The following is a 26,510-nucleotide window of genomic DNA, read 5'->3' as shown; positions in this document are numbered from 1 at the left end:
ACTCTGGATAACTGCCAGGTAGTGGCGAGCGCGATAGTGTTGGTTCCGTGTTCAAACCGGCAGGGCGCCCGCACTGCGTTGCGCAGTGCGGGTTTGGAAGGGCTTACTGCCTGCGTTGGATAAAGTCGCGAATCCGCTCGGCCGCTTCCACGCATTCGGCCAACGGCGCAACCAGCGCCAGGCGCACGCGGCCAGCGCCAGGGTTGACCCCGTCGACGTCGCGCGACAGGTATGAACCCGGCACCACGGTTACGTGCTCTTGCACAAACAGGTCGCGGCAGAAGGCGGCGTCGTCGCCATTCACATTTGGCCACAGATAGAAGCCGCCGTCCGGGGCTTGAACATCCAGCACCGGCTTGAGAATGGCCAGTACCGCGTCGAATTTTTCGCGATACAGGTCACGGTTGGCCAGTACGTGCGCCTCGTCCTGCCAGGCAGCAATGCTGGCCAGTTGGGTTTGTACCGGCATGGCGCAACCGTGGTAAGTGCGGTACAGCAGGAAGCCCTTGAGGATGTCGGCATCGCCGGCGACGAAACCGGAACGCAGGCCCGGCAGGTTGGAGCGCTTGGACAGGCTGTGGAACACCACGCAGCGTTTGAAGTCCTGGCGACCCAGTTCGACGCAGGCGCTGAGCAAGCCCGGGGGTGGGGTTTGTTCGTCGAAGTAGAGTTCGCTGTAGCACTCGTCGGCGGCGATCACGAAGTCGTATTCGTCGGCCAGGGCGATCAGTTTTTTCAGGGTGTCGACCGGGATCAGCGCGCCGGTCGGGTTGCCTGGGGAGCACAGGAACAGGATCTGGCAGCGTTTCCAGATATCTGGCGACACGGCGTCGAAATCCGGGTTAAAGCCGTTTTCATCCAGGCACGGCAGGTAATGCGGCGTGGCCCCGGCCAGGAACGCGGCGCCTTCGTAGATCTGGTAGAACGGGTTCGGGCTGACCACCAGTGCGTCGTCACCGCGGTTGACCACGGTCTGGGTGAAGGCGAACAGGGCCTCACGTGTGCCGTTGACCGGCAGGATATTGCGCGCCGGGTCCAGCCAGCCCTTGGGCACGTTGAAGCGGCGTTCGCACCAGGCGCCAATGGCCTCGCGCAGGGCCGGGATGCCCAGCGTGGTCGGGTACACCGCCATCTGGTCGAGGTTATTGCTCAGCGCTTCGGCAACGAACGTCGGTGAGGTGTGCTTGGGCTCGCCGATGGACAGCGCGATCGGGCGTTTGTCCGGGTTGGGCGTAACGCTGCCGAGCAGGGCGCGCAATTTCTCGAACGGGTAGGGCTGCAGCTGGTTCAGGGCGTTGTTCATCTCAAATCTCGTCAAATTCGGTTGAAAGCATGCGGTCTGCCGGGCGAATCCATTCAAATGTGGGAGCGGGCTTGCTCGCGAATGCGGTGTGTCAGTCGGCGAATGTATCGCTGCCAAACCGTATTCGCGAGCAAGCCCGCTCCCACATAAGCCCGTCCCCATGGGAGAGGACGGGTGTTTACAGGGTCAGGCGCGTCAATTCGGGTTCCTGGTTCACGCTCAATTGCTGCACGATGGCTTCCTGCAAGCGGCGGCACAGTTCCGGGTCGGACAGCGGCTGGTTGTCCGCATCGGTAATAAAGAACACGTCTTCCACGCGCTCGCCGAGGGTCGCAATCTTGGCGTTCTGTAGCGACAGGTCGAATTCCAGGAAGATCCCGCCGATGCGTGCCAGCAGGCCTGGCCGGTCCGGCGCGCTGAGTTCCAGCAAGGTGACCGGGCGCTGGGCGTCGTTGGAGATGGTCACCTGCGGCGCAAACGCAAAGTGCTTGAGCTGGCGCGGCACCCGGCGCTGGATGATGGTCGGGTAATCGTCTGGGTTGCGCAGCGCTTCGGTCAGGCCTTCGCGGATTTTTTTCACCCGCACCGGGTTATCGCCGATGGATTCGCCTTCGGTGTCGAGCACGATATAGGTGTCGAGGGTGAACTGGCTGCTGGAGGTGATGACGCGGGCGTCATGGATGTTCAGGTTGAGCTGGTCCATGGCCGCCACGGTCACGGCGAAGAAGTCGTGCTGGTCCGGCGCGTAGATGAAGATCTGCGTGCCGCCCTCGAATTCGCGCTGGGTGGTTTCCTTGATCAGCACCAGCGGCCCGCCATCGGCCGGCTGCTGCAGGATCGCGTCACTGTGCCAGGCCACGTCGCCGGCGGTGTGGCGCAGGAAGTAATCGTCACCCAGTTGCGACCACAATTGCTCGACGTCGTCGGGGTCGTTGCCGCCGCGCACCAGAATATCCAGGGCCGCGCTTTGGGTGCGGCGGATCTGCTCTTCGCGGTCCACCGGGTTTTCCAGGCCGCGGCGCAAGGCGCGCTTGGTTTCGGTGTAGAGCTGGCGCAACAGGCTTGCGCGCCATGAGTTCCAGAGTGTCGGGTTGGTGGCGTTGATGTCCGAGACAGTCAGCACATACAGGTAATCGAGGCGAGTTTCGTCGCCGACGATGCCGGCGAAGTCGTGGATCACCTGCGGGTCGGACAAGTCCTTGCGCTGGGCGGTGGTCGACATCACCAGGTGGTTCTGTACCAGCCAGACGATCAGGCGGCTGTCCCACAACGGCAACTGGTGGCGCTGGCAGAAGGCCTCGGCGTCCACGGCACCGACTTCCGAGTGGTCGCCATGCCGGCCCTTGCCGATGTCGTGGTACAGGCCGGCGAGGTAGATCAGTTCCGGCTTGGGCAGCTTGGCCATCAGCTTACTGGCCAGCGGGAATTTCTCTGACACCTGTGTGTACTGCAACTTACGCAGATGCTTGATCAGATTGAGGGTGTGGGCGTCCACGGTATAGATGTGGAACAGGTCGTGTTGCATCTGCCCGACGATAAAGCCGAACTCCGGCAGGTAGCGCCCGAGAATGCCGTAACGGTTCATGCGCCGCAGGTTGCGGTGGATACCGATCTTGCACTTGAACAGCTCGATAAACAGGCTGGTGTTGCGGATATCGTTGCGAAAATCGTCGTCGATCAGGTGACGGTTTTCCCGCAGCAGGCGAATGGTGTCGGCGCGTACGCCTTTGATTTCTGGCTGCTGGGCCATCAGCACGAAGATTTCCAGCATCGCGAACGGGGTGCGACGGAACACGTTGTCGTTGCGCGCTTCGATATAGCCGTCGTGCAGCTGGAAGCGCGCATTGATCGGCTGCGGCGGTGCTTCGTCTTCGGGGGCCAGGATCACTTCTTCGAAGTGCTGGATGATCAGGTCGCTGAGCTGGGCAATGCTCATGACCACCCGGTAGTACTGCTGCATGAAGCTTTCGATGCTGGTTTTTGCGTCTTCGCCTTCAAACCCCAGCAGGGTGGCGATGGAGCGCTGGTGATCGAACAGCAAGCGGTCTTCGGAACGCCCGGCAAGCATGTGCAGGGCGTAGCGTACCTTCCACAGAAACTCCTGGGACGAGGCCAGCAGGGCGTTTTCGCTCTCCACCAAAAAGCCTTCGCCCGCCAGGGCGCGCAGGTTCAGGGTGCCGTACTGGCGACGCGCTACCCACAAAATCGTCTGGATATCCCGCAGCCCGCCCGGCGAGCCTTTGACGTTGGGTTCCAGGTTGTATTCGGTGTCGTTGTACTTGTGGTGCCGGGCCTTCTGCTCGGCGCGCTTGGCCAGGAAGAAGTCCTTACTCGGCCACATGTGCGCAGTGCTGGTGACCTCGAGCATGCGCTGGCGCAGGCGCTCGGGGCCGGCGATGGTGCGGCTTTCCATCAGGTTGGTGATCACGGTGAGGTCGGCGCGCGCTTCTTGGGCGCACTCGTCCACCGAGCGCACGCTCTGGCCGACTTCCAGGCCGATGTCCCACAACAGCGTCAGAAAACGCTCGATGGAATCGCGAAAAATCTCATGATCGGCGCTGTCCAGCAGGATCAGCAGATCGATGTCGGAGTAGGGGTGCAATTCGCCACGACCGTAGCCGCCGACCGCCACCAGGGCGATATCGGCGTCTTCGCTCCAACTGAACTGTTCCCAGGCCTTTTGCAGAATGTTATCGACGAACCAGGCACGGTCCTCGATCAGCCTGCGGATGTCCCGCCCGCTGCGAAAGCGCGCATCGAGCACCTCGCGGGCCTGGCGGATGGCTTTCTTGAACGCGGCGATGGGGCTCGCCTTCAGGGCCAGTTCGGCCTGGAACTGGCCACGGTCGAAGAGTTCGGGATCCACCTGGGGCATCGATCGGCTTTCCTTTCTATCTATCAGTCAGTCACAACACAGTTTGGGAAAACCAGGGCAACCCTTTATTAGGCCGAAATGCGTGGAATCGTGTCGTCGGCGCGCAGGGTGAAAATCTCGTAGCCGGTGTCGGTGACCAGCAGGGTGTGTTCCCACTGGGCCGAGAGCTTGCGGTCTTTGGTGATTGCGGTCCAGCCGTCGCCCAGCACCTTGGTGTCGGCCTTGCCCTGGTTGATCATCGGCTCGATGGTGAAGGTCATGCCAGCCTTGAGTTCCATGCCGGTGCCGGCGCGGCCATAGTGCAGGATCTGCGGTTCTTCGTGGAAGACCGTGCCGATGCCGTGGCCGCAGAATTCGCGGACCACCGAGAAGCCATTCTTTTCAGCATGCTTCTGGATCACTTCACCGATGTCGCCCAGGCGGCAGCCGGGTTTGACGATCTCGATGGCCTTGTACATGCATTCCTGGGTGACCTGGGAGAGGCGCTCGGCCCAGACCGGCACGGTGCCGACGTGGAACATGCGGCTGGTGTCGCCGAAATAGCGGTCCTTGATCACGGTTACGTCGATGTTCAGCGTATCGCCATCCTTCAACGGCTTGTCGCCTGGGATACCGTGGCAGACCACGTGGTTGACCGAGGTGCAGATCGACTTGGGGAAGCCCTTGTAGTTCAGCGGCGCGGGGATGGCGCCTTGGACGTTGACGATATAGTCGTGGCAGATCTGGTTCAGGGTTTCGGTGGTAACGCCGGGCTTGACGTGTTCGGCGATCATTTCCAGGACGTCGGCAGCCAGTTTGCCGGCGATGCGCATGCCGGCGATGTCTTCGGCGGTTTTCAAACTAACGGTCATACAGGCTCTCTCTAGCGCGACGCGCTGAAATCAATACGGGTTACGGGGCGTGCGATAAAGGTTGCGGGGTCGCACAAGCCACAGAAAAACGCGATTCTAACAGACGATGGGGGCAAGTCATGAGGGTCTGGTGATGGCTTCTATCTATGGGGGGGGTGGTTAGGTGATTGAGTACATATCCGTTGTTGTGGTTGTGGCGGGTATGGGTTCCGCTCTTACAGCGGGTCACTTTTGGAAAAGAGCCCGGAATGCCGGCCCAGCCAAAAGTAACCAAAAGGGCTCTTGCCCCAACACTCGGCACCTCGCTCATGCTCGGTGTGCCCTCACTCCGGCTTGAATCCGTGGGCCGCCGCGATGGGCCATCCATGGCCCAGCGCGGCTAACCCGGCGTCCTGCCGGGTCGCCCACGGATTCAAGCCTGCGTTCGGCCAGCGTGTTTAATGGGGCGCCCTAGATCAAGATCACGATCAAAAGCTTCAGATCAAAAGATCGCTGACTTCGTCAGCGCAAAGGATGTAAGGGCCGGATCAAAAACACAGCCAAGCGAGGCGGCCTGACAGCCGGCCTGATCCTTGAAGCCGTACTCGGTTCAAGTGTGGGAGGGGGCTTGCTCCCGATAGCGGTGGAGCAGTCACAGATGCATTGGCTGACACACCGCTATCGGGAGCAAGCCCCCTCCCACATTTGAATCGCAATCAACAGACGTAACTCCGGTTGGGTCCAAGCCCGCCCACAATCCGCGCTTTTGCTCTACATCACTCAGGCCGGCTGTCAGGCCGCCGTGCTTTTGATCTTGATCTGAGGCGCCCCATTAACCACGCTGGCCGCACGCGGGCTTGAATCCGTGGGTAACCCGGCAGGACGCCGGGTTAGCCGCGCTGGGCCAAGGATGGCCCATCGCGGCGGCCCACGGATTCAAGGCTGCGGGCGGGCACACCGAGCCGGAGGCGAGGTGCCGAGTGGTGGGGCAAGAGCCTTTTGGTTACTTTTGGGCTCTTTCCAAAAGTGACCCGCTGTAAGAGCGGAACCAATAGCCGCCATCACCCCAATAACGGATATTCACCCCCCCACTCCCGGGAAAAAGCTCAGCCCTTCACCGCCTGCGCCTTAGCGCGCATCTTGTCCGACATACTCGTCATCTCGTCATACAGCAACTGCGGATTCTTCTGCTTCAACGCCCAAGCCATCCGCCCCTGTTCATGGGGCAAAATCATGAACTCCCCCGCCTCCACCCGCTGATATATGTAATCAGCAATATCCGCCGCCGAAATCGGCGAACTCTCGAGCAACTTACCCACCTGCGCCTTCATCGCCGGGGTAGGCCCCCGAAAGGAGTCCAACAGGTTGGTCTGGAAGAACGAAGGACACACCACATGCACCCCGATTTCCTGCTGCTTGAGTTCCACCAGCAAACTCTCCGACAGCGCCACCACACCGGCCTTGGCCACGTTGTAGTTACTCATCGCCGGCCCCTGCATCAGGGCCGCCATCGACGCAATGTTGATGATCCGCCCCTTGCTCTGTTCCAGCAGCGGCAAGAACGCCTTGCACCCCTTGACCACCCCCATCAGGTTGATCGCGATCTGCCAGTCCCAATCCTCCAGAGACAGCTCGGCGAAGAACCCACCCGAGGCCACGCCGGCATTGTTGACGATCACATCAATGCCCCCCAGCTTGACCTCGCAGGCCTGGGCAAACGCGGTGAGCTGGCTGTAGTCGCGCACGTCGCAGCGCTGGACGAAGCCATCGCCACCGGCTTCGCGCACCAACCTAAGGGTTTCCTGCAACCCCGGCTCACTGACATCCGACAAGGCCAGCTGCCAACCCTCGCGGGCCCAGCGCAGAGCGATTTCACGACCCAGGCCGGACCCGGCGCCAGTGATCATCATGCGATTTTGCATAGGTAGTAGCCTTGTGGTTCACAGAGGAAGTGATCGGCAGTGTAGCGAAGGTTTTTCCCGCACCCACGCACCATCAGATTGATGAATGCCCCAGGCAAACCACAGGCCGGGTCGGATACCCGGCTGGCGCCTAAGTTCAATCTTTTTCAACTAACAAGGAGGATTTGCGAGCGCATTAAAAGAAATAAGCATGTTTGCAAAATGCTTTAAAAAAACACGGAATTTTCTACCAAGTGCAGCAGTCGGAGTTGTTAAGGCGTCCGGATTAAAACAGACGGGCCTACCGTTAAATAACCGGTCTTTGCAGAAGGCCTATAAGGAAATAAAACCATGAGCCTCATTCTAATCATCATCCTGATTCTCCTGCTGGTGGGCGGTTTGCCAGTCTTCCCTCACTCGCGTAACTGGGGTTATGGCCCGTCGGGTATCCTGGGCGTTGTCCTGGTGGTACTGCTGGTGCTGCTGTTGCTCGGCCGGATATAAAAGCCGGACAAAAAAAAGAGGCCCTTCAAGGGCCTCTTTTTTATTGCCGGTTAGTTAGTCCGGCTTACCGTTTACCACGCCAGCGGTGTTATCCAACAGGCTCTTGGTTGCGGTCTGCAGGAACGACTCGAGTTTCTGCTTGAGTGCAGCCTCGTCCGGCGATTCGGGAATCACTTTACCGGTCGGGTTGGCGCCCAGTTCGTATTGCCACAGTTTGGGTGGCATTTCCTTGGGCAGTACCAGGATGCGGTCGGCGGTGACCAACGCAACGGTCTGGTCGCTGCCCGACGGCTTGATCACGCCAAAGCCTTTGTCACCTTCCGGCAGGTTCAGCAGGTCGCGGCCCCAGCACTGGTGCAGGGTGTCGCCACCGAGGCGGCCCATGATGGTGGGCACGATGTCGATCTGCGTGCCCACGGTGTGGTCACGCTCGCCGAACTTCTCCTGCATGCCCGGTGCAATCATCAGCATCGGCACGTTAAAGCGGCCCAGGTCCATCTCGGTGATCTGCTGCTCGTTGCCGAAGCCGTGGTCGCCCACGATCACGAACAGTGTTTCCTTGAAGTACGGCTCCTTGCGGGCCTTTTCAAAGAACTGGCCCAGGGCCCAGTCGGAGTAACGCATGGCCGTCAAATGCTCGTTGAGGCTGCCACGGTCGGTGACTTTCTCAACCGGCAACGGCGTCGGCAGCGCGTACGGCGTGTGGTTGGACAGGGTTTGCAGCAGTGCGTAGAACGGCTTGCCGCCTTCGCGGGCCTTCAACTCTTCCAGGCCACGGTTGAACATGTCCTGGTCGGACACGCCCCACGTCGGGTCAGAGAACACCGGGTCGACGAAGTCGTTACGGCCGATGAAGTTGGTCATGCCCTGGTTGCTGAAGAAGCCCGACTGGTTATCCCAGGCGAAGTCGCCGTTGTAGACATACACGTCGTTGAAATCACGCGCGCTGAGCAACTGCGGCAAGCCGGACAGTTTGTGGCTGCCTTCCGGGGTCTGCATCAGGTATTCAAAACCTGGCAGGTTCGGGAAGCAGGCCATGGTGGCGAACATACCCTGGTGGGTGTGCGTGCCGTTGGAGAAGAAGCGGTCGAACAGCAGGCCTTCCTTGGACAGTTTGTCAAAGTACGGGGTGATATTCCCCGGGCGACCCAATGCGCCCACCGAGTGACCGGCGAAGCTTTCCATCAGGATCACGACCACGTTCTTGATCGGCAGGGTCTTCTCGGCCGGTGGCGTGTAGTCACGGCGTACGGCGGCGATGTCGCTGTCCACCAGTTTCTCTTGCGGCAACACCAACATGTCCCGCACGGTCTGGGTGGCCAGCGGTTGGTCCAGGGTGGCCTTCCAGACGTTGGAACGGTCTTCACCGAACCGCGCCTTGGCCGCGCCAATCAGCGACAAGGTGCCATTGAGGCCCAGTTGGTTGGCGAAGTTCGAGTCAGTGGTGTACACATCGCCCCAACGCAGCGGCGGGCCCTGACGCAGGGTGCCACGGGCGGCGACGACGGCGATCAGCAGGCAAACCACGAACACCGCGATGCGGCTGTACCACGGCGCCACCTGGCGTGTGCCGATGCTGCCACCGCTGAACGGGCCGCGCGGGCGCGTGGCGCGGTCTGCGCCTTTGAACGCGATACTCAGGATCAGCGTGCCCACGGCCCAGGCCAGCAGGTAGCGCACCACCGGGAAACCGTACCAGAGCATGCTCATCACGGTTTTCGGGTCTTCTTTCACATACTGGAAGACCAGGCCGTTGAGGCGCTGGTGGAACTCACGGTAGAAGTCCATTTCCATCAGGCCGAGGAACAGCGCAATGCTGGACGCAACCGTCAGCCAGAACCGGAAAAACCCACGCGCAGCCATGGCCCGAACGCTGAACAGCGCCAGCAGCAACGGAATGAGCAGGTACACCACCAGGCGGATATCCAGGCGCAGGCCGTTGGCGAAAGCTTCAAGGAAGGTCGAGGCCGGCGTGTCGAGGATCATCTCGCGGTTGTACACCAGCAGCGCCAGGCGCAGCAGGGAGAGCATCACCATCATGACCAGTGCGCAGAGCAGCGTGTACGCCAGATGGGATTTGACGGTCGGTTGCAGCAGGCGATTTGAAGCTCGCTGCTGACTCAGGGCGTCCGGGTTTGCCATGTCGTTTCAGGACCCATTGGAAGTTTAAGTTGCGAAATAATGCGGCGGCGTCCGTCCCTCGCCCAGGCAGACTGGGGTAGGCGGTTAACGCGGTGGCGCAAATGGTGCCCGATCAAGGCCGGCAAGGCTATTAATTACTGAACGTGCACCCCTGCCTCGCCTCTGGATAGAGCCTTGGCAGGCAGATAAAAGCCGGCGGATTGTCTTGGATGGAATGTGAAAATTCTGTGCAGCGAACAGTTTCGATACACAAAATTCCGAGATAGGCAGAAACCCATGTGGGAGGGGGCTTGCCCCGATGGCGGCGTGTCATTACCCATAGGCTGGCTGACATACCGCTATCGGGAGCAAGCCCCCTCCCACACTTCTTACTGTGCCCACTCCAGAAGGAGTGAGGCGCTTAGATCCGCACGTTGCCGCGCGGCCCGGCGATCGCCCAAATGATCAGGCCCAGCACCGGCAGCAGCAGGATCAACAGGATCCACAACACTTTGGCGCCCGTGCTTGCGCCGCTTTTGAACACATTGATGATCGCCCAGATATCCAGCGCGAGAATGATCAGGCCGATCAAGCCATTGAAGGTGGAACCCATGGTGTCGCTCCTAAGTGAGGGCATGCACTTGTAGGATAGTCAGCCCTGACAGGGGTTCCGTTTTATTTCAGACGTGGACCGCCACCTTGAGGGCTTCCAGCGACGGCTCGGCCTTGATACCGACCTCGGCGCACAACGCCAGCACGCGCGGCAAGTCGTTGCCGTAGACCAGCACCGCCTGGATTTCGTCATCCAGCAGTTGGCTGAAGTTGAGCAGCACGTAGCCGCCGTCTTCCGGGCTGAGGGCGCTCATCTGGATCTGGATGCGATTGAGCGCTGTGAGGTCTTCGGTCTTGGCCAATTGTTTGGGCTTGAGGTTGAAGGCCACGCCCGGGCCGAACGATGCGACGATCTGCGCAAACAGGTCGGCATAGGTGTCCGCCTGGAACAGCACCGTGTCCGGCAGGCTGCCTACCACCACCCACTCACCCAGCGGGATCGGGAAGGTGTCGTCGTAATTGATATCCGGGTTGGCCGCCAGGAATGCCGCCGGGTCAGCATAGGCCTGGGCGGCCTCATCGGCGATGCGCGCCACCTCGTCTTCCCCCATGACCCCGGCGCTGATTTTGCTGATAAGTTCGACGAGGGTGGTTTTCATGGGGCGATCCTGTAGCGGGCTGGTTTTCGAGGGCGCAAAGCCTACACCAGTTTTTGCAACTGCGCCGCCGTATCCGCAGCGCCCATGGTGTTCGCTGCCGTCAGCGCGGTGGCGCCTTGGGCATCGGTGGCCTTGGGGTTGGCGCCCTGGCTGAGCAGGTAGTCGACCATTTCAACGCGATTGAACATGGCGGCCAGCATCAGCGCAGTACGGCCATCGGAGGATGCGGCTTCCACCGGCGTGCCGCCTTCGATCAACGCCTTGACCACCGCCAGGTTGCCCTTGAACGCAGCGCCGGCAATCGGCAACTGGTTCTTGTCGTTGGCGATCAGCGGGTCGGCCTTGAACTCCAGCAGCACTTTTACTGCCTCGGGGTGGCCGTGGTAGGCCGCGAGCATCAGCAGGGTGTCGCCATTATGGTTGCGCAAGTTGGCAGGCAAGCCTTTAGCCAGGAGGGCTGCGAGCATCGCAGCGTCGCCTTTGCGGGCCACGTCGAAGACCTGCTCGGCAAACTCGGCGGCTTCGTCGGGGGTCATTTGTTTAGGCTGGTCAGACATGTGGGGCTCCTTTCTGGTGCTGTATATGGCGCCCAGTGTCGCTATGGAGTTCCCCACTGTCATGGCTTTTTTGCCAAAAGCCCTTATAGCCAGAATCAATAGCGGAACTCGCCGCCCTGGATCTGCGCCAGCAATTGCCCGGTGACCGGCACGTAGCAATCGGTACCCGGCAGCCAGGCATATAGCGGGTCGTTGCCAGCCTTGCCGGGGTCGAACGCCTCTTCCTTGAGTTTCACCTTCTGGTATTTGAACGTGCCGGTGGTTTCCATCTTCACCTTGATCCGCAGAAACAGCGGCACTGCGTAATGCGGCAACTGGCCGTGGGCAAATTGCAGCAACTCGCGCATGTCCAGGGCGGCGAGCGACTCGCTCGGGGTGATGGCAACCATGCCAGCACGGCCATTGGTGTTTTCGATCTCGACGCCATAGGCCACCACTTCGGCGATCTGCGGGTGCTGCAACAGGACATTCTCGACCTCGGTGGTGGAGACGTTTTCGCCCTTCCAGCGGTAGGCATCCCCCAGCCGATCAACGAATTGCGCATGACCGAAGCCGATACTGCGCAACAAATCACCGGTATTGAAGTAGCGATCGCCCTTTTCGAACACGTCGGTGAGGATCACCTTGCGGTTCTTTTCCGGGTCGGTGTAGCCGTCGAACGGCGACTTATCATCGATCCGCGCCAGCAACAGGCCCTGCCCGCCGGTCTGTACTTTGCGCATGAAACCCTCGTCGCCCCGCACTGGCTCGCCGCTGCTGTGGTCGTAGTCCACCAGCGCCCAGTGCTGAAGGCAGAACCCGATGGTGTTGTCGAAATTCAGCACGTTGGTAAAGCCGATGTTGCCATCACTGGCCGCGTACAACTCGCAGATATGCTCCACGCCGTAGCGTGCCTTGAATTGCGCCCATACCCCGGGGCGCAGGCCGTTGCCGACCATCTTGGTCACGCGGTTATCCCGGTCGCCGGGGCTGGCGGGCTGATCGAGCAGGTAGCGGCACAGCTCACCGACATAGCCGAGAGTGGTCGCCTTGAACCTGCGCGCATCGTCCCAGAACTGGCTGGCGCTGAACTTGCGGCGGATGGCAAAGCCCGACGCCCCCACAATCGCCGAGCCCCAGCACACGCAGAGGCCGGTGGCATGGTAGAGCGGCAAGGTGCAATACAGGACGTCGTCCGGGCCCATGTCCAGGGCAATGCTGCCGAAACTCACGGCGGTTTTGGTCCAGCGCCCATGTTTCATGATGCCGGCCTTGGGCAGGCCGGTGGTGCCGGACGTGTAGATGTAGAAGCACGGGTCGTTGAAATAGATGTGCGCGCTGCTGGCGGGGTTGTCCGGCGGGCACTCGACGCTGGCGGCCAGCAAGTCGACATAGCCCTCGGGCGGCGCGCAGGCCTGTTGGTCGGCAATAAACCAGGTGCGCTGCGCCGGGATCCGGACCTGATCGCGCACGGCGTCATACGCGGCGACTAACTCCGCGCCCACCACAATGGCCACCGGGCTCACCAGGTTCAGACTGTGTATCAGCGCGTTGTGCGTTTGCGCGGTATTGAGCATCGCGCAGACACCGCCCAGCTTGGCCACCGCCAACACGCTCAGCAACAGCTCGGGGCGGTTTTCGATAAACAGCGCCACCACGTCGCCCTTGCCGATGCCCTGGGCCTGCAGGTGATGGGCCAGGCGGTTGGCGCGCTGGTTGGCTTCGCGGTAGCTGATGACCTGGTCGCCGTAGAGCAACGCGGCGCCATCCGGGTTACGCAGCGTGGCCTGCTCAAAGTGCCAGCCCAACCCGCAGGGTTGCCCGGGGTCAGTCACATTGGCTGCGCGCATGCCGCGCACTACCCGTGGCAAGGCGCGAACAATGGCGGGCACCTTACGCAGCATCATGCTCCAGGTGATCATGTCGTTTTGCGGTGGGCTCATGGCGGAACGTCCTTTTTCTTATTCTTCGTAGAATCCAGCAGCATCGGTACGCCCTTGGCGCGAAGGCAGAATGCATTGCTGGAAAGTACGTCAGCGCTTCTGCGGCTGTACACGCGGGATTTGAAAAGTTTTGTATCCCGATAGGCGACCGCTGAAAAAAGGAATTTAGCCGCGCGAAGGCAGTCTTCAAGAATAAGCGCGAGGCGATTGTGCCGGGGAAAACAGCGCAAAATGCAGGATGCATGATGGCCATTCATGCAAATTGCACGAAACCGAAAATCTCGCCATTTTGTAAACTATTGATTTATAACGATATTTTTAATAGTTACTAGCTGGCACAATCACTGCACCTATCACTCCATGCTTGCCAACTTGAGCCAACGGAGCTGATAGACATGAGCCTGATCCAAGATAAATTCGCTTCAGTATTTTCCAACTACGACGTCACCACCCAGCCACGTCCGGACGGCGGCATCCTGTTGACCCTGCGCAACAGCGAAGGCAAGCAGGTCAAGCGTTCGATTTCGTACCAGCAATTGCACACTGCCGATCAACTGACGTGGGTGATCAGCGCCATTCGCCGTGACCTGGCCGAACAAGCCAGTGACCTGCCGCAGATTTCGATGCTGCAAAGCCAGAACCGCTTTGCCCTGCCGACCTACCATTCGGCCTGAATGATTGGTACAAAAAAGGCCGCGACGCCCATGAGCGTCGCGGCCTTTTTTATGGGCTCAGCACAGTCCCTGGCGTGCCGCTTCGTTCATCGCCTGCACGCGGTTGGTCACGTCCAACTTGCCGTAGATATTGCGCAAGTGGAACTTCACCGTGGCTTCGGACGTGGCCCGTATCTGGCTGATCTCCCAGACCGTCTTGCCTTCCGAGGCCCAGCGCAGTATCTCCAACTCCGTGGGAGTCAGCGGCTTACCGGACAAGCTCAGGCGCCGTCTGACCGTGTTGGGTAAGGAATACAGCGTGGCGTAAGACTCCTTGGGGCCTCTCATTAGTTCTCTCCCTTTTATTGACTGACGCCCTATCACCAATCGGATTCCTCCTATTGACAGGTGACATAAACATCGACAAGCAAGAGAGTTACATAACGACTGCTATTAAGGTGCAGGCCTCAACATAATCAGCGCAGCCCTACAGAAGCTTGAGCCTATTCCCACAACAACTTCCAAATCGTATGACTTGAAGTTTCTAATACGCCGCAATTAGTCGTCCAATCCAGGGAAACGCCGGGCAATATCGTTGCCGGTCAGCTCGGGCACCCCGCCCAGCGCCGTATTAAACAGCCGCAGCGCAATGACGTGAGGGTTCTCGCCCAGATCAAACCAATGCGCCATGCCGGCAGGAATCACCAGCAGGTCGTTTTTCTCACAGCGTACGGCATACACGTAGTCGCCGATGTGCAGGGTGAACAGGCCCTGGCCCGCGATAAAGAAACGCACGTCATCTTCGCTGTAACGGCGCTCATCCAGGAAGCCGGCACGCAGTTCGTCTTTCTGCGGGTGCTCCTGCGTCACGCGCAGCACCTCCACGTTTGCGTAGCCAAGGGCGTCGATCTGCGCCTGGTACGCCGCGATCAACTGCGCGTCGCTGGCGCCCTGCTCAATCGGTGCGGGCGCCCAGCGCTCGAACCGCACGCCGTGGTCGGCGAGGGTTGCGGCGATGTCGTCGAAATGGGTCAGGACCTTGTTCGGGGTATCCGGTGAAGTGACGGGGTAGACGGCGACATAACTCATTGAAGGGTTCCTTGGTTCTGCTCTTGCAATCGAAGACCAATGATAACGGCAGCGGCCAACGCTGCGACGCTGGCCATACTAAAGGTGAAGGTCGGGCCCAACAGGTTCCAGCTGTAACCTGAATACAGGGCGCCCAATGCCCCCCCGGTGCCGGCCAGTGCAGCATAGAGCGCCTGGCCCTGGCCTTGTTGTTTATCGTCAAAACTGCGTTGCACAAAGGCGATGGCGGCCGCGTGGAAGCTGCCGAAGGTGGCGGCGTGCATCACTTGCGCCAGCAACAGCACCCAGAAAAATTCGGCAAACGAACCGAGCAGCAGCCACCGCAGCGCCGCTAACAGGAAACTGGCCAACAGCACCCGGCGCACCGAAAACCGCGCAAGGATGCGACTCATGCCGAGGAACATCAGCACTTCCGCCACCACCCCCAGCGCCCACAACAGGCCGATCACACCACGGCTGTAGCCCAAGTGTTCGAGGTGAAGGGTAAGAAAGGTGTAATACGGGCCGTGGCTCATTTGCATCAACGCCACACACGCATAAAACGCGAGTACGCCGGGGCTGCGCAATTGCTTGAGAAAACCATCGCCCGCCAGGCGGTTGCCATGGCTGACGGGTTGCGCATTCGGCACCCACAGGCTGGCGCCGATGATACCGGCCATGATTACCACGACCACCACCGGGTAAATGTCCAGGCTCAGCCAGTCGAACAGCCGACCCATGATCACCACGGTGAGGATGAAGCCGATGGAGCCCCACAGGCGGATCTGGCTGTAACGCGAGGTTTGTTTTTGCAGGTGCGCCAGGGTGATCACTTCAAACTGCGGCAGTACCGCGTGCCAGAAAAACGCATGCAGCGCCATCACCAGTGCCAACCAGGCGTAGGTGTGGCTGACGAAGATCAGTGAAAAACTCGCCAGGGTGCACACCGCGCCAAAGCGCACGATGGCCAGGCGCCGGCCGGTGTAGTCGCCCAGCCAGCCCCACAGGTTGGGCGCCACGCAGCGCATCAGCATGGGGATGGCCACCAGCTCGCCGATGCGCGCGCTGGAGAACCCCAGGTGGTCGAAGTACAGCGCCAGGAATGGGGCTGTTGCACCGAGCAGGGCGAAGTAGAACAGGTAGAAGCTGGAGAGGCGCCAGTATGGGAGGGTGGGGGTCATGCCGGGGGCTGCTTCGCAGCCCAACGCGGGCAAGCCCGCTCGCCACAGCAAGCCTGCTCGCCACGGCAAGCTGTCACAGCTGGCCCAGGACCGGGGTGCTTACCTGCACGTCAGCGTTTTGCCCGCGATTGCGCAGCAGGTGGTCCATCAGCACGATGGCCATCATTGCCTCGGCAATCGGCGTGGCGCGGATGCCGACGCACGGGTCGTGGCGGCCCTTGGTGATCACGTCCACCGGGTTGCCGTGCACGTCGATCGAACGGCCCGGGGTGGTGATGCTTGAGGTGGCCTTGAGTGCCAGGTGCGCCACAATCGGCTGGCCGGAAGAAATACCGCCGAGGATGCCGCCGGCGTTATTGCTGAGGAAGCCCTCTGGGGTCATTTCATCGCGATGCTCGGTGCCGCGCTGGGACACGCAGGCAAAACCGGCACCGATTTCCACACCCTTCACCGCGTTGATGCTCATCAGCGCGTGGGCCAGTTCGGCGTCCAGGCGGTCGAAGATCGGCTCGCCCAGGCCCGGCTTGACGCCTTCGGCGACCACCGTGATACGCGCGCCGACCGAATCCTGGTCGCGGCGCAACTGGTCCATATAGGCTTCCAGTTCCGGCACTTTATCGGGGTCGGGGCTGAAGAAAGCGTTGTCTTCGACGCTGTCCCAGGTCTTGAACGGGATCTCGATCGGGCCCAGCTGGCTCATGTAGCCGCGGATGACGATGCCCTGGGTGGCCAGGTATTTCTTGGCAATGGCACCGGCGGCGACGCGCATGGCGGTTTCGCGGGCCGAGCTGCGGCCGCCGCCACGGTAGTCGCGTTCGCCGTATTTGTGGTGGTAGGTGTAGTCGGCGTGGGCCGGGCGGAACAGGTCCTTGATCGCCGAGTAGTCCTTGGATTTCTGGTCGGTGTTGCGGATCAGCAGGCCGATGGCGCAACCGGTGGTGCGGCCTTCGAACACGCCGGAGAGTATCTCGACTTCGTCCGGCTCCTGGCGCTGGGTGGTGTGACGGCTGGTGCCGGGCTTGCGACGGTCGAGGTCACGCTGCAGGTCGTCCAGAGACAGCTCGAGGCCAGGCGGGCAGCCGTCGACAATGGCGACCAACGCCGGGCCATGGCTTTCGCCCGCGGTGGTGACAGTAAACAACTTGCCGAAGGTATTGCCGGACATGCAGGGCGCTCCGTGAAATCAGTTGAATCAAGTCAACCGTAATAAACCAAGGCGGCCAGTATACGCAGGCTAATCGACTAGATCATCATCGAAACCTTACCGGTAGACATTGGTCCAACCGGCACCTTCCCAATGATGGCGTGATGATGCTGCGAGTTTTGCTTTTAACCCTCACCCTGTTTTCCAGCCTTGCCTTCGCCGCCTCTCCCGTGGTGCTGCAACGGCCCATCAGCCTGGACACCGGCAGTGGCGAGCTGTTTGGCTCGCTGCTGCTGCCGCAGTCCGACAAACCGGTGCCGGTGGTGCTGATCATCGCCGGCTCCGGCCCCACCGACCGCAACGGCAACAGCGCCGACGGCGCGCGCAACGACAGCCTCAAACGCTTGGCCTGGGTGCTGGCCCGACACAACATCGCCAGCGTGCGCTATGACAAGCGCGGGGTCGCCGCCAGCCTGGCCGCCACGCCCGACGAACGCAACCTGACCCTCGATGCTTACGTGGCCGACGCCGTGGCCTGGGGCAAGCTGCTCAAAGCCGATAAACGCCTGGGCCCGCTGATTGTGCTGGGCCATAGCGAAGGCGCACTGGTCGCCGCCCTGGCCGCACCGCAACTCGACCCGGCCGGGGTGGTGTCGCTGTCTGGCAGCGCCCGTCCGGTTGACCAGGTGATCCGCCAACAACTGGCCGATCACCTGCCCCCTGCCCTGTTGCTGCGCAGCAATGAAATACTTGATCACCTCAAGGCCGGCCAGGTGGATACCGATGTGCCGGGGCCGCTGGAGGGTATTTTCCGACCGAGCGTGCAGCCCTATCTGATCAGCCTGTTTCGCGCCGATCCGTCAGAGGCCTTCGCCAGGCTGAACATGCCGGCACTGATCCTCCAGGGCACCAACGATATCCAAGTGGGGGTGGGCGATGCGCGCGCACTCAAACAGGCCAAGCCCGACGCGCGACTGACGGTGATCGAGGGCATGAACCACGTGATGCGGATCGTGCCCAATGACGTGAAGCAGCAACTGGCCTCCTACAATGACCCGCAATTACCCCTCGCCGCCGAGCTGGGCAGCCGGCTGGTGCGCTTTATCGAAGGACTTCAACCCCGTTAAGCGACAATTTGCCTCCAGTCCTGCAGAAAACGGCCGATAAGCCCAGAGTCGACAGCAAAAAGACTGTCGACTTGCTGGGCTTGGACAGGATCGCGCCGCATGACAACCACTGAAGCAATACCGGAACCTACCGCCGACACCCCGGCTGAAAATACCGAGGCCGTCGACGCGGCGCCTCTGCCGTGGGCGGATGTTCAGGCCGAGCATTTCAAGATGCTGCGCCTGGCCCCCATGGCCACCGACCGCGCCACGGGCGTGCGGCCGTTGCGGTTTGTGCAGTTCGGTTATGCCGAGCGCAATGACAAACACCACAGCCTGCTGCGCATGGTGATCCAGCTGCCAGGCCAGCGCGTACGCCGCGAGCAGAACCACCTGGATATCTGGGTCGATCACGATAAACACCGCGTGCACTTCGGCCCGGGCAACAGCCTGGAAATCGAACCGGTCAACCGTGGCATCGGCCGCTTCCTGGTGGCCCAGGGTGCGGCGTGGGCGAAGAAGAAATGGTCGCACTACCGCGTCGACGGCGTTGACCTGGCCAACAAGGACGCGCTCAACGAATCCACACGCCTGCGCCGCGATCACTTCTTGCGTATCCAGGGGTTTGATGTGGCGTACGCCGATGTGCAGCACCTCAAAGGCAACGTGCAGCCGGGCAAGGTCAGCGATGTGCTGGACAGCTGGAACACCGAAAAAGTGCAGTTCGTCGAGATTCTGGAAGCGGCGCAGATGCTGCAACAGGCCGAGCACAACCTGGCGGAGCAGGAGGTGAAGCTGCGCAAGGAAGAGGAAAAGGTCACCAAGTTCAAGCGCGAGGACAGCGGGTTGCGCTTTACCATCACCTGTTTGGTGGCGTTTACCGTGTTTCAGGCGGGGTTGTTGATCTGGATTGCCACGCACCGCTAGCAGGCTGAAATGCAGTCAAAAATGTGGGAGGGGGCTTGCCCCCGATAAGGGGGTATCAGTCGACACACTCTGTGACTGATACACCGCCATCGGGGGCAAGCCCCCTCCCACATTGATAATGTTTTAAACCCTCGCGGCAAACACCGCCTGATGCTCGCGGCACTGTTCAGCCGTCAACATGAACACCCCGTGCCCACCGCGCTGGAAGTCCAGCCAGGCGAAGTCCACTTCCGGGTACAGTGCCTCGACGTGCACCTGGCTGTTGCCCACTTCGACAATCAATAAACCCTTCTCGGTCAAATGGTCTGCCGCCTCGGCCAGCATCCGCCGTACCAGGTTCAAGCCATCGTCGCCGCAGGCCAGGCCCAACTCCGGCTCGTGCTGGTATTCGTCGGGCATGTCGGCGAAGTCTTCGGCGTCCACATACGGCGGGTTCGAAACGATCAGGTCAAAACGCTGGCCCGGCAGGCCGTCGAAACCGTCGCCCTGCACGGTGTACACGCGTTCATCGACGCCATGGCGCTCGATATTCTGGTTGGCCACTTCTAGGGCTTCGAAGGACAAGTCGCCCAGCACCACGTCGGCGTCCTGGAATTCATAGGCGCACGCAATGCCGATGCAACCGGAGCCGGTGCACAGGTCGAGAATGCGCGCCGGCGGCTGAGCCAGCCAGGGTTCGAAGCGGTTTTCGATCAGCTCGCCAATCGGTGAACGCGGGATCAGCACGCGCTCGTCGACGATAAACGACATGCCGCAGAACCACGCTTCCTTCAACAGGTAGGCGGTGGGCACGCGCTCATGGATACGGCGATGCAGTAAACGCTGCACGTGGGAAATTTCTTCCTCTTCCAGGTTGCAATCCAGGTAGCTGTCATTGATTTCCCACGGCAGGTGCAAGGCACCAAGCACCAACTGCCGGGCTTCGTCCCAGGCATTATCAGTGCCATGGCCAAAAAACAGGTCTTCCCCATGGAAACGGCTGACAGCCCAACGGATGTGGTCGCGCAAGGTGCGCAGGCGGGAAGTGATCACGGGGGCAGACTCCTGGAAAAAACGACTGGCGATTCTAACAGTCTTCGCCTGTACCGACGATGTACGAAACACCTCTGCCATACGTCGGATTTCATCCAATCTGCCATCATTCGGTTAAACGAGCCGCCCACTTGACATGGCTGCACGTCAACAACGGCGTACCTTACGATGGTAGCGATTCACAGAACCGCTCAGCCAGTGGACAATGTCACAAAAGCCCCCCTCACAGGAGCCCCAGAATGTCCGTTCCAAAGACGATGTTTCAACTCAGCGGTCGCGGTTACGCAGCTGCCAATCTTGGCCATGCGACCCTCGTGATCATCGACGCCCAGAAGGAATACCTTAGCGGCCCACTCGCCCTCTCCGGCATGGACGCAGCGGTCGACAACATCAAGCAACTGGTCGCAGCCGCCCGCAACGCCGGTCGCCCGATCGTGCATGTGCGCCACCTGGGCACCGTCGGCGGCCTGTTTGACCCACAGGGCGAACGCGGCGAATTCATCCCTGGCCTGGAACCTGCCGGTGACGAAACCATTATCGGCAAGTTGCTGCCCAGCGCCTTCCACGGCACCGGCCTGGAAAAACACTTGCAGGACCTCGGTTCCCTGGACCTGATCGTTTGCGGTTTCATGAGCCACTCCAGCGTCAGCACCACGGTGCGCGCCGCCAAGAACCTGGGTTTTCGCTGCACCCTGGTGGAAGATGCCTGCGCCACGCGCGACCTGCCTTACAAAGGCGGCATCCTCAGTGCCGAGCATGTGCAGCAGACCGAAATGGCGATCATGGCCGACAACTTCGCCACCCTCGCGCTGACCAAAGACCTGATCTGATCTGACCCTCCGGTGATGAGCGGCGCGGCCCGTTTGCGGCCCCGCTCATCCACAAACCCTTCTCATTTGGCGCATTTACCTCGGGCACAGGAACAACCTGTGTATCTTCCGGTCGAAGGGCCGATACCCTGGAGGAAAGGTCGGAATGAAGATATCCGATGGTTTTGATGCTCGTCGCTTGCGCCCCAAGGGCCCGAGCAACTGGCGTCTGCGCCTGGTGGCCGGCTTTGCCGCGCTGCTGGCCATTGTAGGTCTGTTGTTGGCTGGCGCTGGTGGCGCCGGTTTATTTGGGCATTCGCCCGCGCTGGGTGAACTCAATGCCAGCCCCGGCGGCTCGGCCCTTCTACTGGCGATCGGCTTGCTGGTGCTGTGGCTGGGTGTGTGGTTATGGCGGCGTAGCCGTAGGAAGATGCGTCAGCCGCTGTCGCTGAATATCGCTTCACACCTGATGAAAAAGCACGACTGATGGCGCTTGGATAGCGTTTCCTGCGACCTGGCCGCCGCGATTTAGGTAAACTGCCCGCCCTTCGCGGAGGCTGACATGCAAGACGACGATTTTTCCCTGTTCAAAAACGAGCTGCGCGGCGTCAAGCCGATCAAGCACGACCGCGCCGACACCGGCAAACCCAAGACTGACCGGGCGCAGATCGCCAAACTGCGCCAGGCCGCGACCGTGCGCACCGATGCCACCACCGTGGATGGCCTGTCAGACCAGTTCGTGATTGACGTAGGCCCCGAAGACGAGCTGATGTGGGCCCGCGACGGCGTGCAGGAAAGCCAGATGCGCAAGCTCAAGGTCGGCCAGATCCCGTTCGAAGGCAGCCTCGACCTGCACGGCATGACCGTGGAGAAAGCCCGGGAAACCCTCTGGGCCTTCCTCGCCGAAGCCACCAAATTCGAAATCCGCTGCGTGCGCGTCACCCACGGCAAGGCCGTGCGGTTGGACGGCAAGCGGCCGATGATCAAGAGTCACGTCAATACCTGGCTGCGCCAGCATGCCCAGGTGCTCGGCTTTACCTCGTGTCAGGCGCGCCACGGCGGCGCGGGCGCGGTGTATGTGATGCTCAAGCGCACCATGATGGAAGGGCGCGACGAGTAACAACTGCCATCGTCAGGCTTGCAGCGATGTGTCGGCCACCGTAACCTTGCGCTTTGCGAAAATCCCACAGGTAGTTTCATGTCCCTGGAACAGAATTACACGGCGATCCTCGGCCAACTCGGCGAGGACGTTTCCCGCGAGGGCCTGCTCGACACGCCAAAGCGTGCCGCCAAGGCAATGCAGTACCTTTGCCGCGGCTATGAACAGACACTCGAAGAAGTCACCAACGGTGCCTTGTTCAGCTCCGATAACAGCGAAATGGTGCTGGTCAAGGACATCGAGTTGTACTCGCTGTGCGAACACCACCTGCTGCCATTCATCGGCAAGGCGCATGTTGCCTACATCCCAAGCGGCAAAGTGCTGGGCCTGTCGAAGGTCGCGCGGATTGTCGACATGTATGCTCGCCGCCTGCAGATCCAGGAAAACCTCAGCCGCCAGATCGCCGATGCAGTGATGCAAGTGACTGGCGCTCTGGGCGTGGCCGTGGTGATCGAGGCCAAGCACATGTGCATGATGATGCGCGGTGTGGAGAAACAGAATTCGTCGATGATCACCTCGGTGATGCTGGGTGAGTTCCGCGAAAACGCGGCCACCCGCAGCGAATTCCTCAGCCTGATCAAGTAACGGGCTGCGTCAGAAAAAACCGGCGTTCATCGCCGGTTTTTTTTCGCCTGCAAAAATCAGGTAAGCTGCGGCCCCTTCTTCATGGGCAAGAGGTTTCAGCCATGTTCGTCAAAGCACTTCGAGTGGGCCTTGGCCACGTCATCATCGCGGGCGACTTCCTGACCCGCCCGCGCAAAAAGCAGCGCCCCGCCGAGCAACAGGCGCAGGTGAACGCTGCCGCCAAGGACTTGACCCTGTATCAATTCCACGCGTGCCCGTTCTGCGTGAAGACCCGCCGCACCCTGCACCGCCTGAATGTGCCCGTGGCGCTGAAAGACGCGAAGAACAACGAGCAAGACCGCCAGACCCTGCTGGAACAAGGTGGCAAGATCAAGGTGCCGTGCCTGCGTATTGAGGAGAATGGCCAGACCACTTGGATGTATGACTCCAAGGTGATCATTGATTACCTGGACAAGCGCTTCGCCGCTATCTGACAGACTTGTGCAGATCTAATGTGGGAGGGGGCTTGCTCCCGATTGCTGTCTACCCGTCACAGATGAGTTGACTGATACACCGCTATCGGGAGCAAGCTCCCTCCCACATTTGAATCTATAGTGCCAGGTCCAGATCCAGCAATGCCGAGCCCAGGCACTTGCCATGGGCATCCAGCGCCAGCGAACGCGTCACCCCTCCCCGCAAGATCCCCGGCAACACAAAGTTCAGCGCCTGCACGTTGGGCAATTCATACCGGCGCACCGGCGCCGCGCCCGGTTCCAGCAGGCCGGCGAAGAATTCGGCCACGCGCTCGGCGGTGAGTTGCTCACAGAGCAACGGGTAGTCCTCGGCGCGATAGGCAATGATCGAAATGTTCGACGTGTCGCCCTTGTCCCCGGTGCGGGAATGGGCCAGCGTGTGCAGTTTCATGCTTCGATCCTCGGGTTGACCGCGCTACGCGGCAGCAGCAACGACGCCACCGCCACCACTTGGCGCAGGCTTTTACTCGCGCCGCCACCGCCGGACGGGCCGTTGGTGTAGAGGGTTTCCACTTCATTGCCGACCCGTACCGCGTCGCCGCGCTGTTCACAGCGGGCGGCGACGCGCAGGCGCACTTCCCAAGGCTCGACGCTGCTGCGTGGGCCGTGGAGCGAATCCATGCCGATCAGGTCGGCGCGCACGTCCTGCATCTTCACGCCCATCAACTCAAGACGCTTGAGTACGACATCCCGCGCCAGCTCAGCCCGTGCGACAGCACCCGGGCCACCGTAGGACATCTGCCCCTCGCCGATCCAACCGTCGAGGTAGCCGACGCTGACCTTCAACTGCTCGGGCCGTGCACGGCCATCGGCGCCCTGGGCACGTACGCGATCCACGCCCTCTTCAACAAAACTCACGCCGGAAAAATCGGCGGTGACATCCGGCGTGAGGTAAGCCGCCGGATCATGCACTTCATAGATCAACTGTTCCGTGCAGGTGGCGCGGCTGACCCGACCTCCGGTGCCGGCAACCTTGGTGATCACTGCTTCGCCATCAGCATCGATCTCGGCCAAGGGGAAGCCCAGGCGCGCCAGGTCATCCACATCCTTGAAACCGGGGTCGGCAAAATAGCCGCCGCTGACTTGCCCGGCACATTCGAGCAAATGCCCGACCAATGTGCCGCGCCCCAGCCGCTGCCAATCATCCGCCGCCCAGCCGAACTCAAACATTTGCGGCGCGAGGAACAATGAAGGGTCCGCCACACGCCCGGTAATCACCACATCGGCGTCGGCGCGCAGGGCTTGAAGAATGCCGTCCACGCCCAAGTACGCGTTCGCGGATATCAGCCGCTCACCCAGGGAGCCGACAGTCTGGCCGTTATCCAGCATGTGCTCAGGCGCTAACGCCTCCAGGACATCATCGCCCAGCGCGGCCACGACCTTGAGGCCCAGGCCCAGCTCACTGGCGATGCGGCGCACTTCAATAGCCGCCGCCACCGGGTTGGCCGCGCCCATGTTGGTGATCACCCGTAGGCGACGACGCCCGGCGTGCACGCCCACAAACGGTAATACCCGGCGCATGCGCTCGCTCAACAGCGGGTCATAGCCGCCCTGTGGATCGCTGATACGCGCCTGCTGGGCCAGGGCAATGGTGCGTTCGGCCAGGCACTCGAAGACCAGGTAATCCAGGTCGCCCTGTTCGGCCAGTTCCACGGCGGGTTCGATACGGTCACCGGAGTAGCCGGCGCCGGAACCGATGCGCAAGGTTTTCATTTCAAATCACTCCCAGGAGCAACGCGGTCAGGGTCATCAACACCGACGCGGCAAACAGAAAAGGGATGGTGAAGCGCTGGTGATCGGCCAACTCGATCTTGCACAGGCCCACCAACAGGAAGGTTGCGGGGGTCAGCGGGGTGACCGGGAAACCGGTGGTGTGCACGCCCAGCAACGAGGCTTGGGCCACTTGCAGCGGGTCGACGCCGAGCGCCTTGCCGACTTCGGCAATCACCGGCATCACCCCGAAATAGTAGGAATCGGGGTCAAACAGCATGCTCAGCGGCATCGAAATAAAGCCCACCACCGCCGGGATCAGCTTGCCGTGGCCGGCCGGAATCTGCGCCACCGCCACTTCGGCAATCGCTTTGAGCATGCCGGTGCCTTGCATGATGCCGGTGAACACCCCGGCGGCCAGCAGGATACTGGCCATGGTCAGTGCGGTTTTGGCGTGGGCATCGATGCGCGCGCGCTGGGCGTCCACGTTCGGATAATTGATGCACAGCGCCACCACGGTGCCGAGCATGAACATCACCACCGGGTCGACCCAGCCGGCGATCATCACCACCATCACCAGCACGGTGAGGATCAGGTTGACCCAGAACAGACGCGGGCGACGCAGCTTGATGTCTTCGTCGCTGAGCACGCGTTGGGGCATCGCGTCCACGTTGGAGCCCGCGCCGAGGCCCAGGCGTTTTTCTTCGCGATGGCCGAGCCACCAGGCACAGGCAAAGACAAAAATCAGCCCGACGATCTGCACCGGGATCAGCGGCTGGAACAGATCCGCCACCGGCACATGCAGCGCTGCCGACGAGCGCAGCACCGGACCGGTCCAGGGCAAAAAGTTGACCCCGGCGGCCATGGCGCACACACAGGCGAGGATGCGTTTGTCGATACCCAGCCGTGTATACAGCGGCAGCATGGCCGGCACCGTCACCAGAAAGGTCACCGCCCCGGAGCCGTCGAGGTGCACCAGCAACGCCAGGGTCGCTGTACCTACGACAATGCGTGTAGGACGCGTCCCAACCGTGCGCAGGATGCGATCAATGATGGGGTCGAGCATGCCGGCGTCGGTCATGATCCCGAAAAACAGGATCGCGAACACGAACATGCCCACCACTGGGGCGACGTTCTTGATACCGGTAATGATGAAGGCACTGGTTTGCAGGCCGAACCCACCGAGCAGCGCGGCGATGATCGGCAAGGCGATCAGGGCCACCAGGGGCGAGAGGCGTTTGCTCATGACGGCAGCGAGCAGGCACAGGATGGTGATGACACCCAGGGTTGCGAGCATGGGTTACTCCAGAGCGGCCTTTGTGGCCGGTTATTGTTTTCCTCCGAGTATTGGAATCGCGTTACCCTTTGTAAATTGGAATGTTCAGCGAGTCATGTTCGCA

Annotated in this window: 26 protein-coding genes; 9 read left to right on the top strand and 17 right to left on the bottom strand. The window is 61.1% G+C overall.

What is annotated here, in order from left to right; translation table 11 throughout:
• Positions 1–103: 103 nt before the first annotated feature.
• The 4 genes from dapC to GIW02_RS19210 all read right to left on the bottom strand — a co-directional run bounded on the left by dapC (position 104) and on the right by GIW02_RS19210 (position 6,930).
• Positions 104–1,303: a succinyldiaminopimelate transaminase gene (gene dapC / locus GIW02_RS19225; protein WP_236421984.1), complete on the bottom strand. Its 1,200-nt coding sequence runs from the start codon at positions 1,301–1,303 to the stop codon at positions 104–106.
• A 178-nt stretch (positions 1,304–1,481) separates the two neighbouring features.
• The gene (locus GIW02_RS19220) at positions 1,482–4,178 is read right to left on the bottom strand and encodes a [protein-PII] uridylyltransferase (protein ID WP_236419335.1); all 2,697 of its coding nucleotides are present in this window, start codon (positions 4,176–4,178) and stop codon (positions 1,482–1,484) included.
• Positions 4,179–4,246: 68 nt separating this feature from the next.
• The gene (map, locus tag GIW02_RS19215; RefSeq protein ID WP_122773984.1) at positions 4,247–5,029 is read right to left on the bottom strand and encodes a type I methionyl aminopeptidase; all 783 of its coding nucleotides are present in this window, start codon (positions 5,027–5,029) and stop codon (positions 4,247–4,249) included.
• A gap of 1,085 nt (positions 5,030–6,114) precedes the next feature.
• Complete coding sequence (locus tag GIW02_RS19210) at positions 6,115–6,930, bottom strand: SDR family oxidoreductase (RefSeq protein WP_236419377.1); 816 nt, start codon at positions 6,928–6,930, stop codon at positions 6,115–6,117.
• A 330-nt stretch (positions 6,931–7,260) separates the two neighbouring features.
• On the opposite strand from GIW02_RS19210, the gene GIW02_RS19205 reads away from it, so the two are divergent.
• Positions 7,261–7,413: a DUF3309 family protein gene (locus GIW02_RS19205; RefSeq protein WP_015885095.1), complete on the top strand. Its 153-nt coding sequence runs from the start codon at positions 7,261–7,263 to the stop codon at positions 7,411–7,413.
• A 54-nt stretch (positions 7,414–7,467) separates the two neighbouring features.
• Here the strand turns inward: GIW02_RS19205 and GIW02_RS19200 are convergent, their stop codons facing one another.
• From GIW02_RS19200 to GIW02_RS19180, 5 genes are all read right to left on the bottom strand, one after another.
• Positions 7,468–9,555 (bottom strand): LTA synthase family protein, encoded by a 2,088-nt coding sequence (locus GIW02_RS19200; protein WP_236419376.1) that lies wholly within the window; start codon positions 9,553–9,555, stop codon positions 7,468–7,470.
• A gap of 400 nt (positions 9,556–9,955) precedes the next feature.
• Positions 9,956–10,147: a PLDc N-terminal domain-containing protein gene (locus GIW02_RS19195; RefSeq protein ID WP_003172956.1), complete on the bottom strand. Its 192-nt coding sequence runs from the start codon at positions 10,145–10,147 to the stop codon at positions 9,956–9,958.
• Between the two features lie 67 nt (positions 10,148–10,214).
• Positions 10,215–10,745 (bottom strand): hypothetical protein, encoded by a 531-nt coding sequence (locus GIW02_RS19190; RefSeq protein WP_236419375.1) that lies wholly within the window; start codon positions 10,743–10,745, stop codon positions 10,215–10,217.
• A 41-nt stretch (positions 10,746–10,786) separates the two neighbouring features.
• Positions 10,787–11,302 carry an ankyrin repeat domain-containing protein gene (locus GIW02_RS19185; RefSeq protein ID WP_236419374.1) on the bottom strand — a complete coding sequence of 172 codons (516 nt, stop codon included), beginning with the start codon at positions 11,300–11,302 and terminating at the stop codon, positions 10,787–10,789.
• A 95-nt stretch (positions 11,303–11,397) separates the two neighbouring features.
• Positions 11,398–13,224 carry a long-chain-acyl-CoA synthetase gene (locus GIW02_RS19180; RefSeq protein WP_236421982.1) on the bottom strand — a complete coding sequence of 609 codons (1,827 nt, stop codon included), beginning with the start codon at positions 13,222–13,224 and terminating at the stop codon, positions 11,398–11,400.
• Between the two features lie 395 nt (positions 13,225–13,619).
• Between GIW02_RS19180 and GIW02_RS19175 the strand changes: the two genes are divergently transcribed.
• A complete protein-coding gene (locus tag GIW02_RS19175; protein WP_010208870.1) occupies positions 13,620–13,898 on the top strand; it encodes a DUF3509 domain-containing protein in 279 nt (92 codons plus the stop codon).
• Positions 13,899–13,955: 57 nt separating this feature from the next.
• Here the strand turns inward: GIW02_RS19175 and GIW02_RS19170 are convergent, their stop codons facing one another.
• The 4 genes from GIW02_RS19170 to aroC form a co-directional block, all read right to left on the bottom strand.
• Entirely contained in the window at positions 13,956–14,225 is a 270-nt protein-coding gene (locus GIW02_RS19170; RefSeq protein ID WP_236418276.1) for a helix-turn-helix domain-containing protein, read from the bottom strand.
• 210 nt (positions 14,226–14,435) lie between these two features.
• Positions 14,436–14,966: an acireductone dioxygenase gene (locus tag GIW02_RS19165; protein WP_236418275.1), complete on the bottom strand. Its 531-nt coding sequence runs from the start codon at positions 14,964–14,966 to the stop codon at positions 14,436–14,438.
• Positions 14,963–16,126, bottom strand: a complete 1,164-nt coding sequence (locus GIW02_RS19160) for an MFS transporter (protein ID WP_236418274.1) — start codon at positions 16,124–16,126, stop codon at positions 14,963–14,965. Before GIW02_RS19160 ends, GIW02_RS19165 begins: the two co-directional genes overlap by 4 nt.
• A gap of 73 nt (positions 16,127–16,199) precedes the next feature.
• Complete coding sequence (aroC, locus tag GIW02_RS19155) at positions 16,200–17,291, bottom strand: chorismate synthase (protein WP_236418273.1); 1,092 nt, start codon at positions 17,289–17,291, stop codon at positions 16,200–16,202.
• Between the two features lie 143 nt (positions 17,292–17,434).
• On the opposite strand from aroC, the gene GIW02_RS19150 reads away from it, so the two are divergent.
• Together GIW02_RS19150 and GIW02_RS19145 are read left to right on the top strand one after the other, a co-directional pair.
• The gene (locus GIW02_RS19150; protein WP_236418271.1) at positions 17,435–18,397 is read left to right on the top strand and encodes an alpha/beta fold hydrolase; all 963 of its coding nucleotides are present in this window, start codon (positions 17,435–17,437) and stop codon (positions 18,395–18,397) included.
• A 99-nt stretch (positions 18,398–18,496) separates the two neighbouring features.
• The gene (locus GIW02_RS19145) at positions 18,497–19,303 is read left to right on the top strand and encodes a hypothetical protein (RefSeq protein WP_236418270.1); all 807 of its coding nucleotides are present in this window, start codon (positions 18,497–18,499) and stop codon (positions 19,301–19,303) included.
• A 123-nt stretch (positions 19,304–19,426) separates the two neighbouring features.
• Here the strand turns inward: GIW02_RS19145 and prmB are convergent, their stop codons facing one another.
• Positions 19,427–20,335, bottom strand: a complete 909-nt coding sequence (gene prmB / locus GIW02_RS19140) for a 50S ribosomal protein L3 N(5)-glutamine methyltransferase (protein ID WP_236418269.1) — start codon at positions 20,333–20,335, stop codon at positions 19,427–19,429.
• A 239-nt stretch (positions 20,336–20,574) separates the two neighbouring features.
• Here prmB and GIW02_RS19135 point away from each other — a divergent pair, with 239 nt between their 5' ends.
• From GIW02_RS19135 to GIW02_RS19115, 5 genes are all read left to right on the top strand, one after another.
• Positions 20,575–21,165: a cysteine hydrolase family protein gene (locus GIW02_RS19135; RefSeq protein ID WP_236418266.1), complete on the top strand. Its 591-nt coding sequence runs from the start codon at positions 20,575–20,577 to the stop codon at positions 21,163–21,165.
• Between the two features lie 145 nt (positions 21,166–21,310).
• Positions 21,311–21,631: a hypothetical protein gene (locus GIW02_RS19130; RefSeq protein ID WP_236418265.1), complete on the top strand. Its 321-nt coding sequence runs from the start codon at positions 21,311–21,313 to the stop codon at positions 21,629–21,631.
• Between the two features lie 75 nt (positions 21,632–21,706).
• The gene (locus tag GIW02_RS19125) at positions 21,707–22,264 is read left to right on the top strand and encodes a Smr/MutS family protein (protein WP_236418264.1); all 558 of its coding nucleotides are present in this window, start codon (positions 21,707–21,709) and stop codon (positions 22,262–22,264) included.
• A gap of 78 nt (positions 22,265–22,342) precedes the next feature.
• Positions 22,343–22,888, top strand: coding sequence for a GTP cyclohydrolase I FolE (gene folE / locus GIW02_RS19120; RefSeq protein ID WP_003442011.1), 546 nt, complete (start codon positions 22,343–22,345; stop codon positions 22,886–22,888).
• 101 nt (positions 22,889–22,989) lie between these two features.
• Positions 22,990–23,361 (top strand): glutathione S-transferase N-terminal domain-containing protein, encoded by a 372-nt coding sequence (locus GIW02_RS19115; protein WP_027603930.1) that lies wholly within the window; start codon positions 22,990–22,992, stop codon positions 23,359–23,361.
• Between the two features lie 115 nt (positions 23,362–23,476).
• Here the strand turns inward: GIW02_RS19115 and GIW02_RS19110 are convergent, their stop codons facing one another.
• The 3 genes from GIW02_RS19110 to GIW02_RS19100 are packed head-to-tail and all read right to left on the bottom strand — an operon-like array spanning position 23,477 to position 26,407.
• A complete protein-coding gene (locus tag GIW02_RS19110; RefSeq protein WP_236419235.1) occupies positions 23,477–23,791 on the bottom strand; it encodes an AtuA-related protein in 315 nt (104 codons plus the stop codon).
• Entirely contained in the window at positions 23,788–25,113 is a 1,326-nt protein-coding gene (locus GIW02_RS19105) for an acyclic terpene utilization AtuA family protein (protein WP_236419233.1), read from the bottom strand. Before GIW02_RS19105 ends, GIW02_RS19110 begins: the two co-directional genes overlap by 4 nt.
• A gap of 1 nt (position 25,114) precedes the next feature.
• Positions 25,115–26,407, bottom strand: coding sequence for a citrate:proton symporter (locus tag GIW02_RS19100; protein WP_236419230.1), 1,293 nt, complete (start codon positions 26,405–26,407; stop codon positions 25,115–25,117).
• Positions 26,408–26,510 lie beyond the last annotated feature (103 nt).

The organism is Pseudomonas syringae, from assembly GCF_021606685.1.
GTDB classification, from domain to species: domain Bacteria; phylum Pseudomonadota; class Gammaproteobacteria; order Pseudomonadales; family Pseudomonadaceae; genus Aquipseudomonas; species Aquipseudomonas syringae_R.
The sequence above is the reverse complement of the archived record's forward strand: the minus strand, read 5'-3'. Positions and strand labels throughout refer to the sequence as shown.

What these genes read in the sequence shown, in the direction of transcription:
- map (WP_122773984.1), bottom strand. Translation starts at nt 5,029, where the DNA reads ATGACCGTTAGTTTGAAAACCGCCGAAGACATCGCCGGCATGCGCATC.
- folE (WP_003442011.1), top strand. Translation starts at nt 22,343, where the DNA reads ATGTCCCTGGAACAGAATTACACGGCGATCCTCGGCCAACTCGGCGAG.
- GIW02_RS19165 (WP_236418275.1), bottom strand. Translation starts at nt 14,966, where the DNA reads ATGAGTTATGTCGCCGTCTACCCCGTCACTTCACCGGATACCCCGAAC.
- GIW02_RS19175 (WP_010208870.1), top strand. Translation starts at nt 13,620, where the DNA reads ATGAGCCTGATCCAAGATAAATTCGCTTCAGTATTTTCCAACTACGAC.
- GIW02_RS19135 (WP_236418266.1), top strand. Translation starts at nt 20,575, where the DNA reads ATGTCCGTTCCAAAGACGATGTTTCAACTCAGCGGTCGCGGTTACGCA.
- GIW02_RS19195 (WP_003172956.1), bottom strand. Translation starts at nt 10,147, where the DNA reads ATGGGTTCCACCTTCAATGGCTTGATCGGCCTGATCATTCTCGCGCTG.
- GIW02_RS19130 (WP_236418265.1), top strand. Translation starts at nt 21,311, where the DNA reads ATGAAGATATCCGATGGTTTTGATGCTCGTCGCTTGCGCCCCAAGGGC.
- GIW02_RS19170 (WP_236418276.1), bottom strand. Translation starts at nt 14,225, where the DNA reads ATGAGAGGCCCCAAGGAGTCTTACGCCACGCTGTATTCCTTACCCAAC.
- GIW02_RS19180 (WP_236421982.1), bottom strand. Translation starts at nt 13,224, where the DNA reads ATGAGCCCACCGCAAAACGACATGATCACCTGGAGCATGATGCTGCGT.
- aroC (WP_236418273.1), bottom strand. Translation starts at nt 17,291, where the DNA reads ATGTCCGGCAATACCTTCGGCAAGTTGTTTACTGTCACCACCGCGGGC.
- GIW02_RS19100 (WP_236419230.1), bottom strand. Translation starts at nt 26,407, where the DNA reads ATGCTCGCAACCCTGGGTGTCATCACCATCCTGTGCCTGCTCGCTGCC.
- GIW02_RS19150 (WP_236418271.1), top strand. Translation starts at nt 17,435, where the DNA reads ATGATGCTGCGAGTTTTGCTTTTAACCCTCACCCTGTTTTCCAGCCTT.
- GIW02_RS19205 (WP_015885095.1), top strand. Translation starts at nt 7,261, where the DNA reads ATGAGCCTCATTCTAATCATCATCCTGATTCTCCTGCTGGTGGGCGGT.
- GIW02_RS19105 (WP_236419233.1), bottom strand. Translation starts at nt 25,113, where the DNA reads ATGAAAACCTTGCGCATCGGTTCCGGCGCCGGCTACTCCGGTGACCGT.
- GIW02_RS19115 (WP_027603930.1), top strand. Translation starts at nt 22,990, where the DNA reads ATGTTCGTCAAAGCACTTCGAGTGGGCCTTGGCCACGTCATCATCGCG.
- GIW02_RS19200 (WP_236419376.1), bottom strand. Translation starts at nt 9,555, where the DNA reads ATGGCAAACCCGGACGCCCTGAGTCAGCAGCGAGCTTCAAATCGCCTG.
- dapC (WP_236421984.1), bottom strand. Translation starts at nt 1,303, where the DNA reads ATGAACAACGCCCTGAACCAGCTGCAGCCCTACCCGTTCGAGAAATTG.
- GIW02_RS19160 (WP_236418274.1), bottom strand. Translation starts at nt 16,126, where the DNA reads ATGACCCCCACCCTCCCATACTGGCGCCTCTCCAGCTTCTACCTGTTC.
- GIW02_RS19210 (WP_236419377.1), bottom strand. Translation starts at nt 6,930, where the DNA reads ATGCAAAATCGCATGATGATCACTGGCGCCGGGTCCGGCCTGGGTCGT.
- GIW02_RS19220 (WP_236419335.1), bottom strand. Translation starts at nt 4,178, where the DNA reads ATGCCCCAGGTGGATCCCGAACTCTTCGACCGTGGCCAGTTCCAGGCC.
- GIW02_RS19190 (WP_236419375.1), bottom strand. Translation starts at nt 10,745, where the DNA reads ATGAAAACCACCCTCGTCGAACTTATCAGCAAAATCAGCGCCGGGGTC.
- GIW02_RS19185 (WP_236419374.1), bottom strand. Translation starts at nt 11,302, where the DNA reads ATGTCTGACCAGCCTAAACAAATGACCCCCGACGAAGCCGCCGAGTTT.
- GIW02_RS19145 (WP_236418270.1), top strand. Translation starts at nt 18,497, where the DNA reads ATGACAACCACTGAAGCAATACCGGAACCTACCGCCGACACCCCGGCT.
- GIW02_RS19125 (WP_236418264.1), top strand. Translation starts at nt 21,707, where the DNA reads ATGCAAGACGACGATTTTTCCCTGTTCAAAAACGAGCTGCGCGGCGTC.
- GIW02_RS19110 (WP_236419235.1), bottom strand. Translation starts at nt 23,791, where the DNA reads ATGAAACTGCACACGCTGGCCCATTCCCGCACCGGGGACAAGGGCGAC.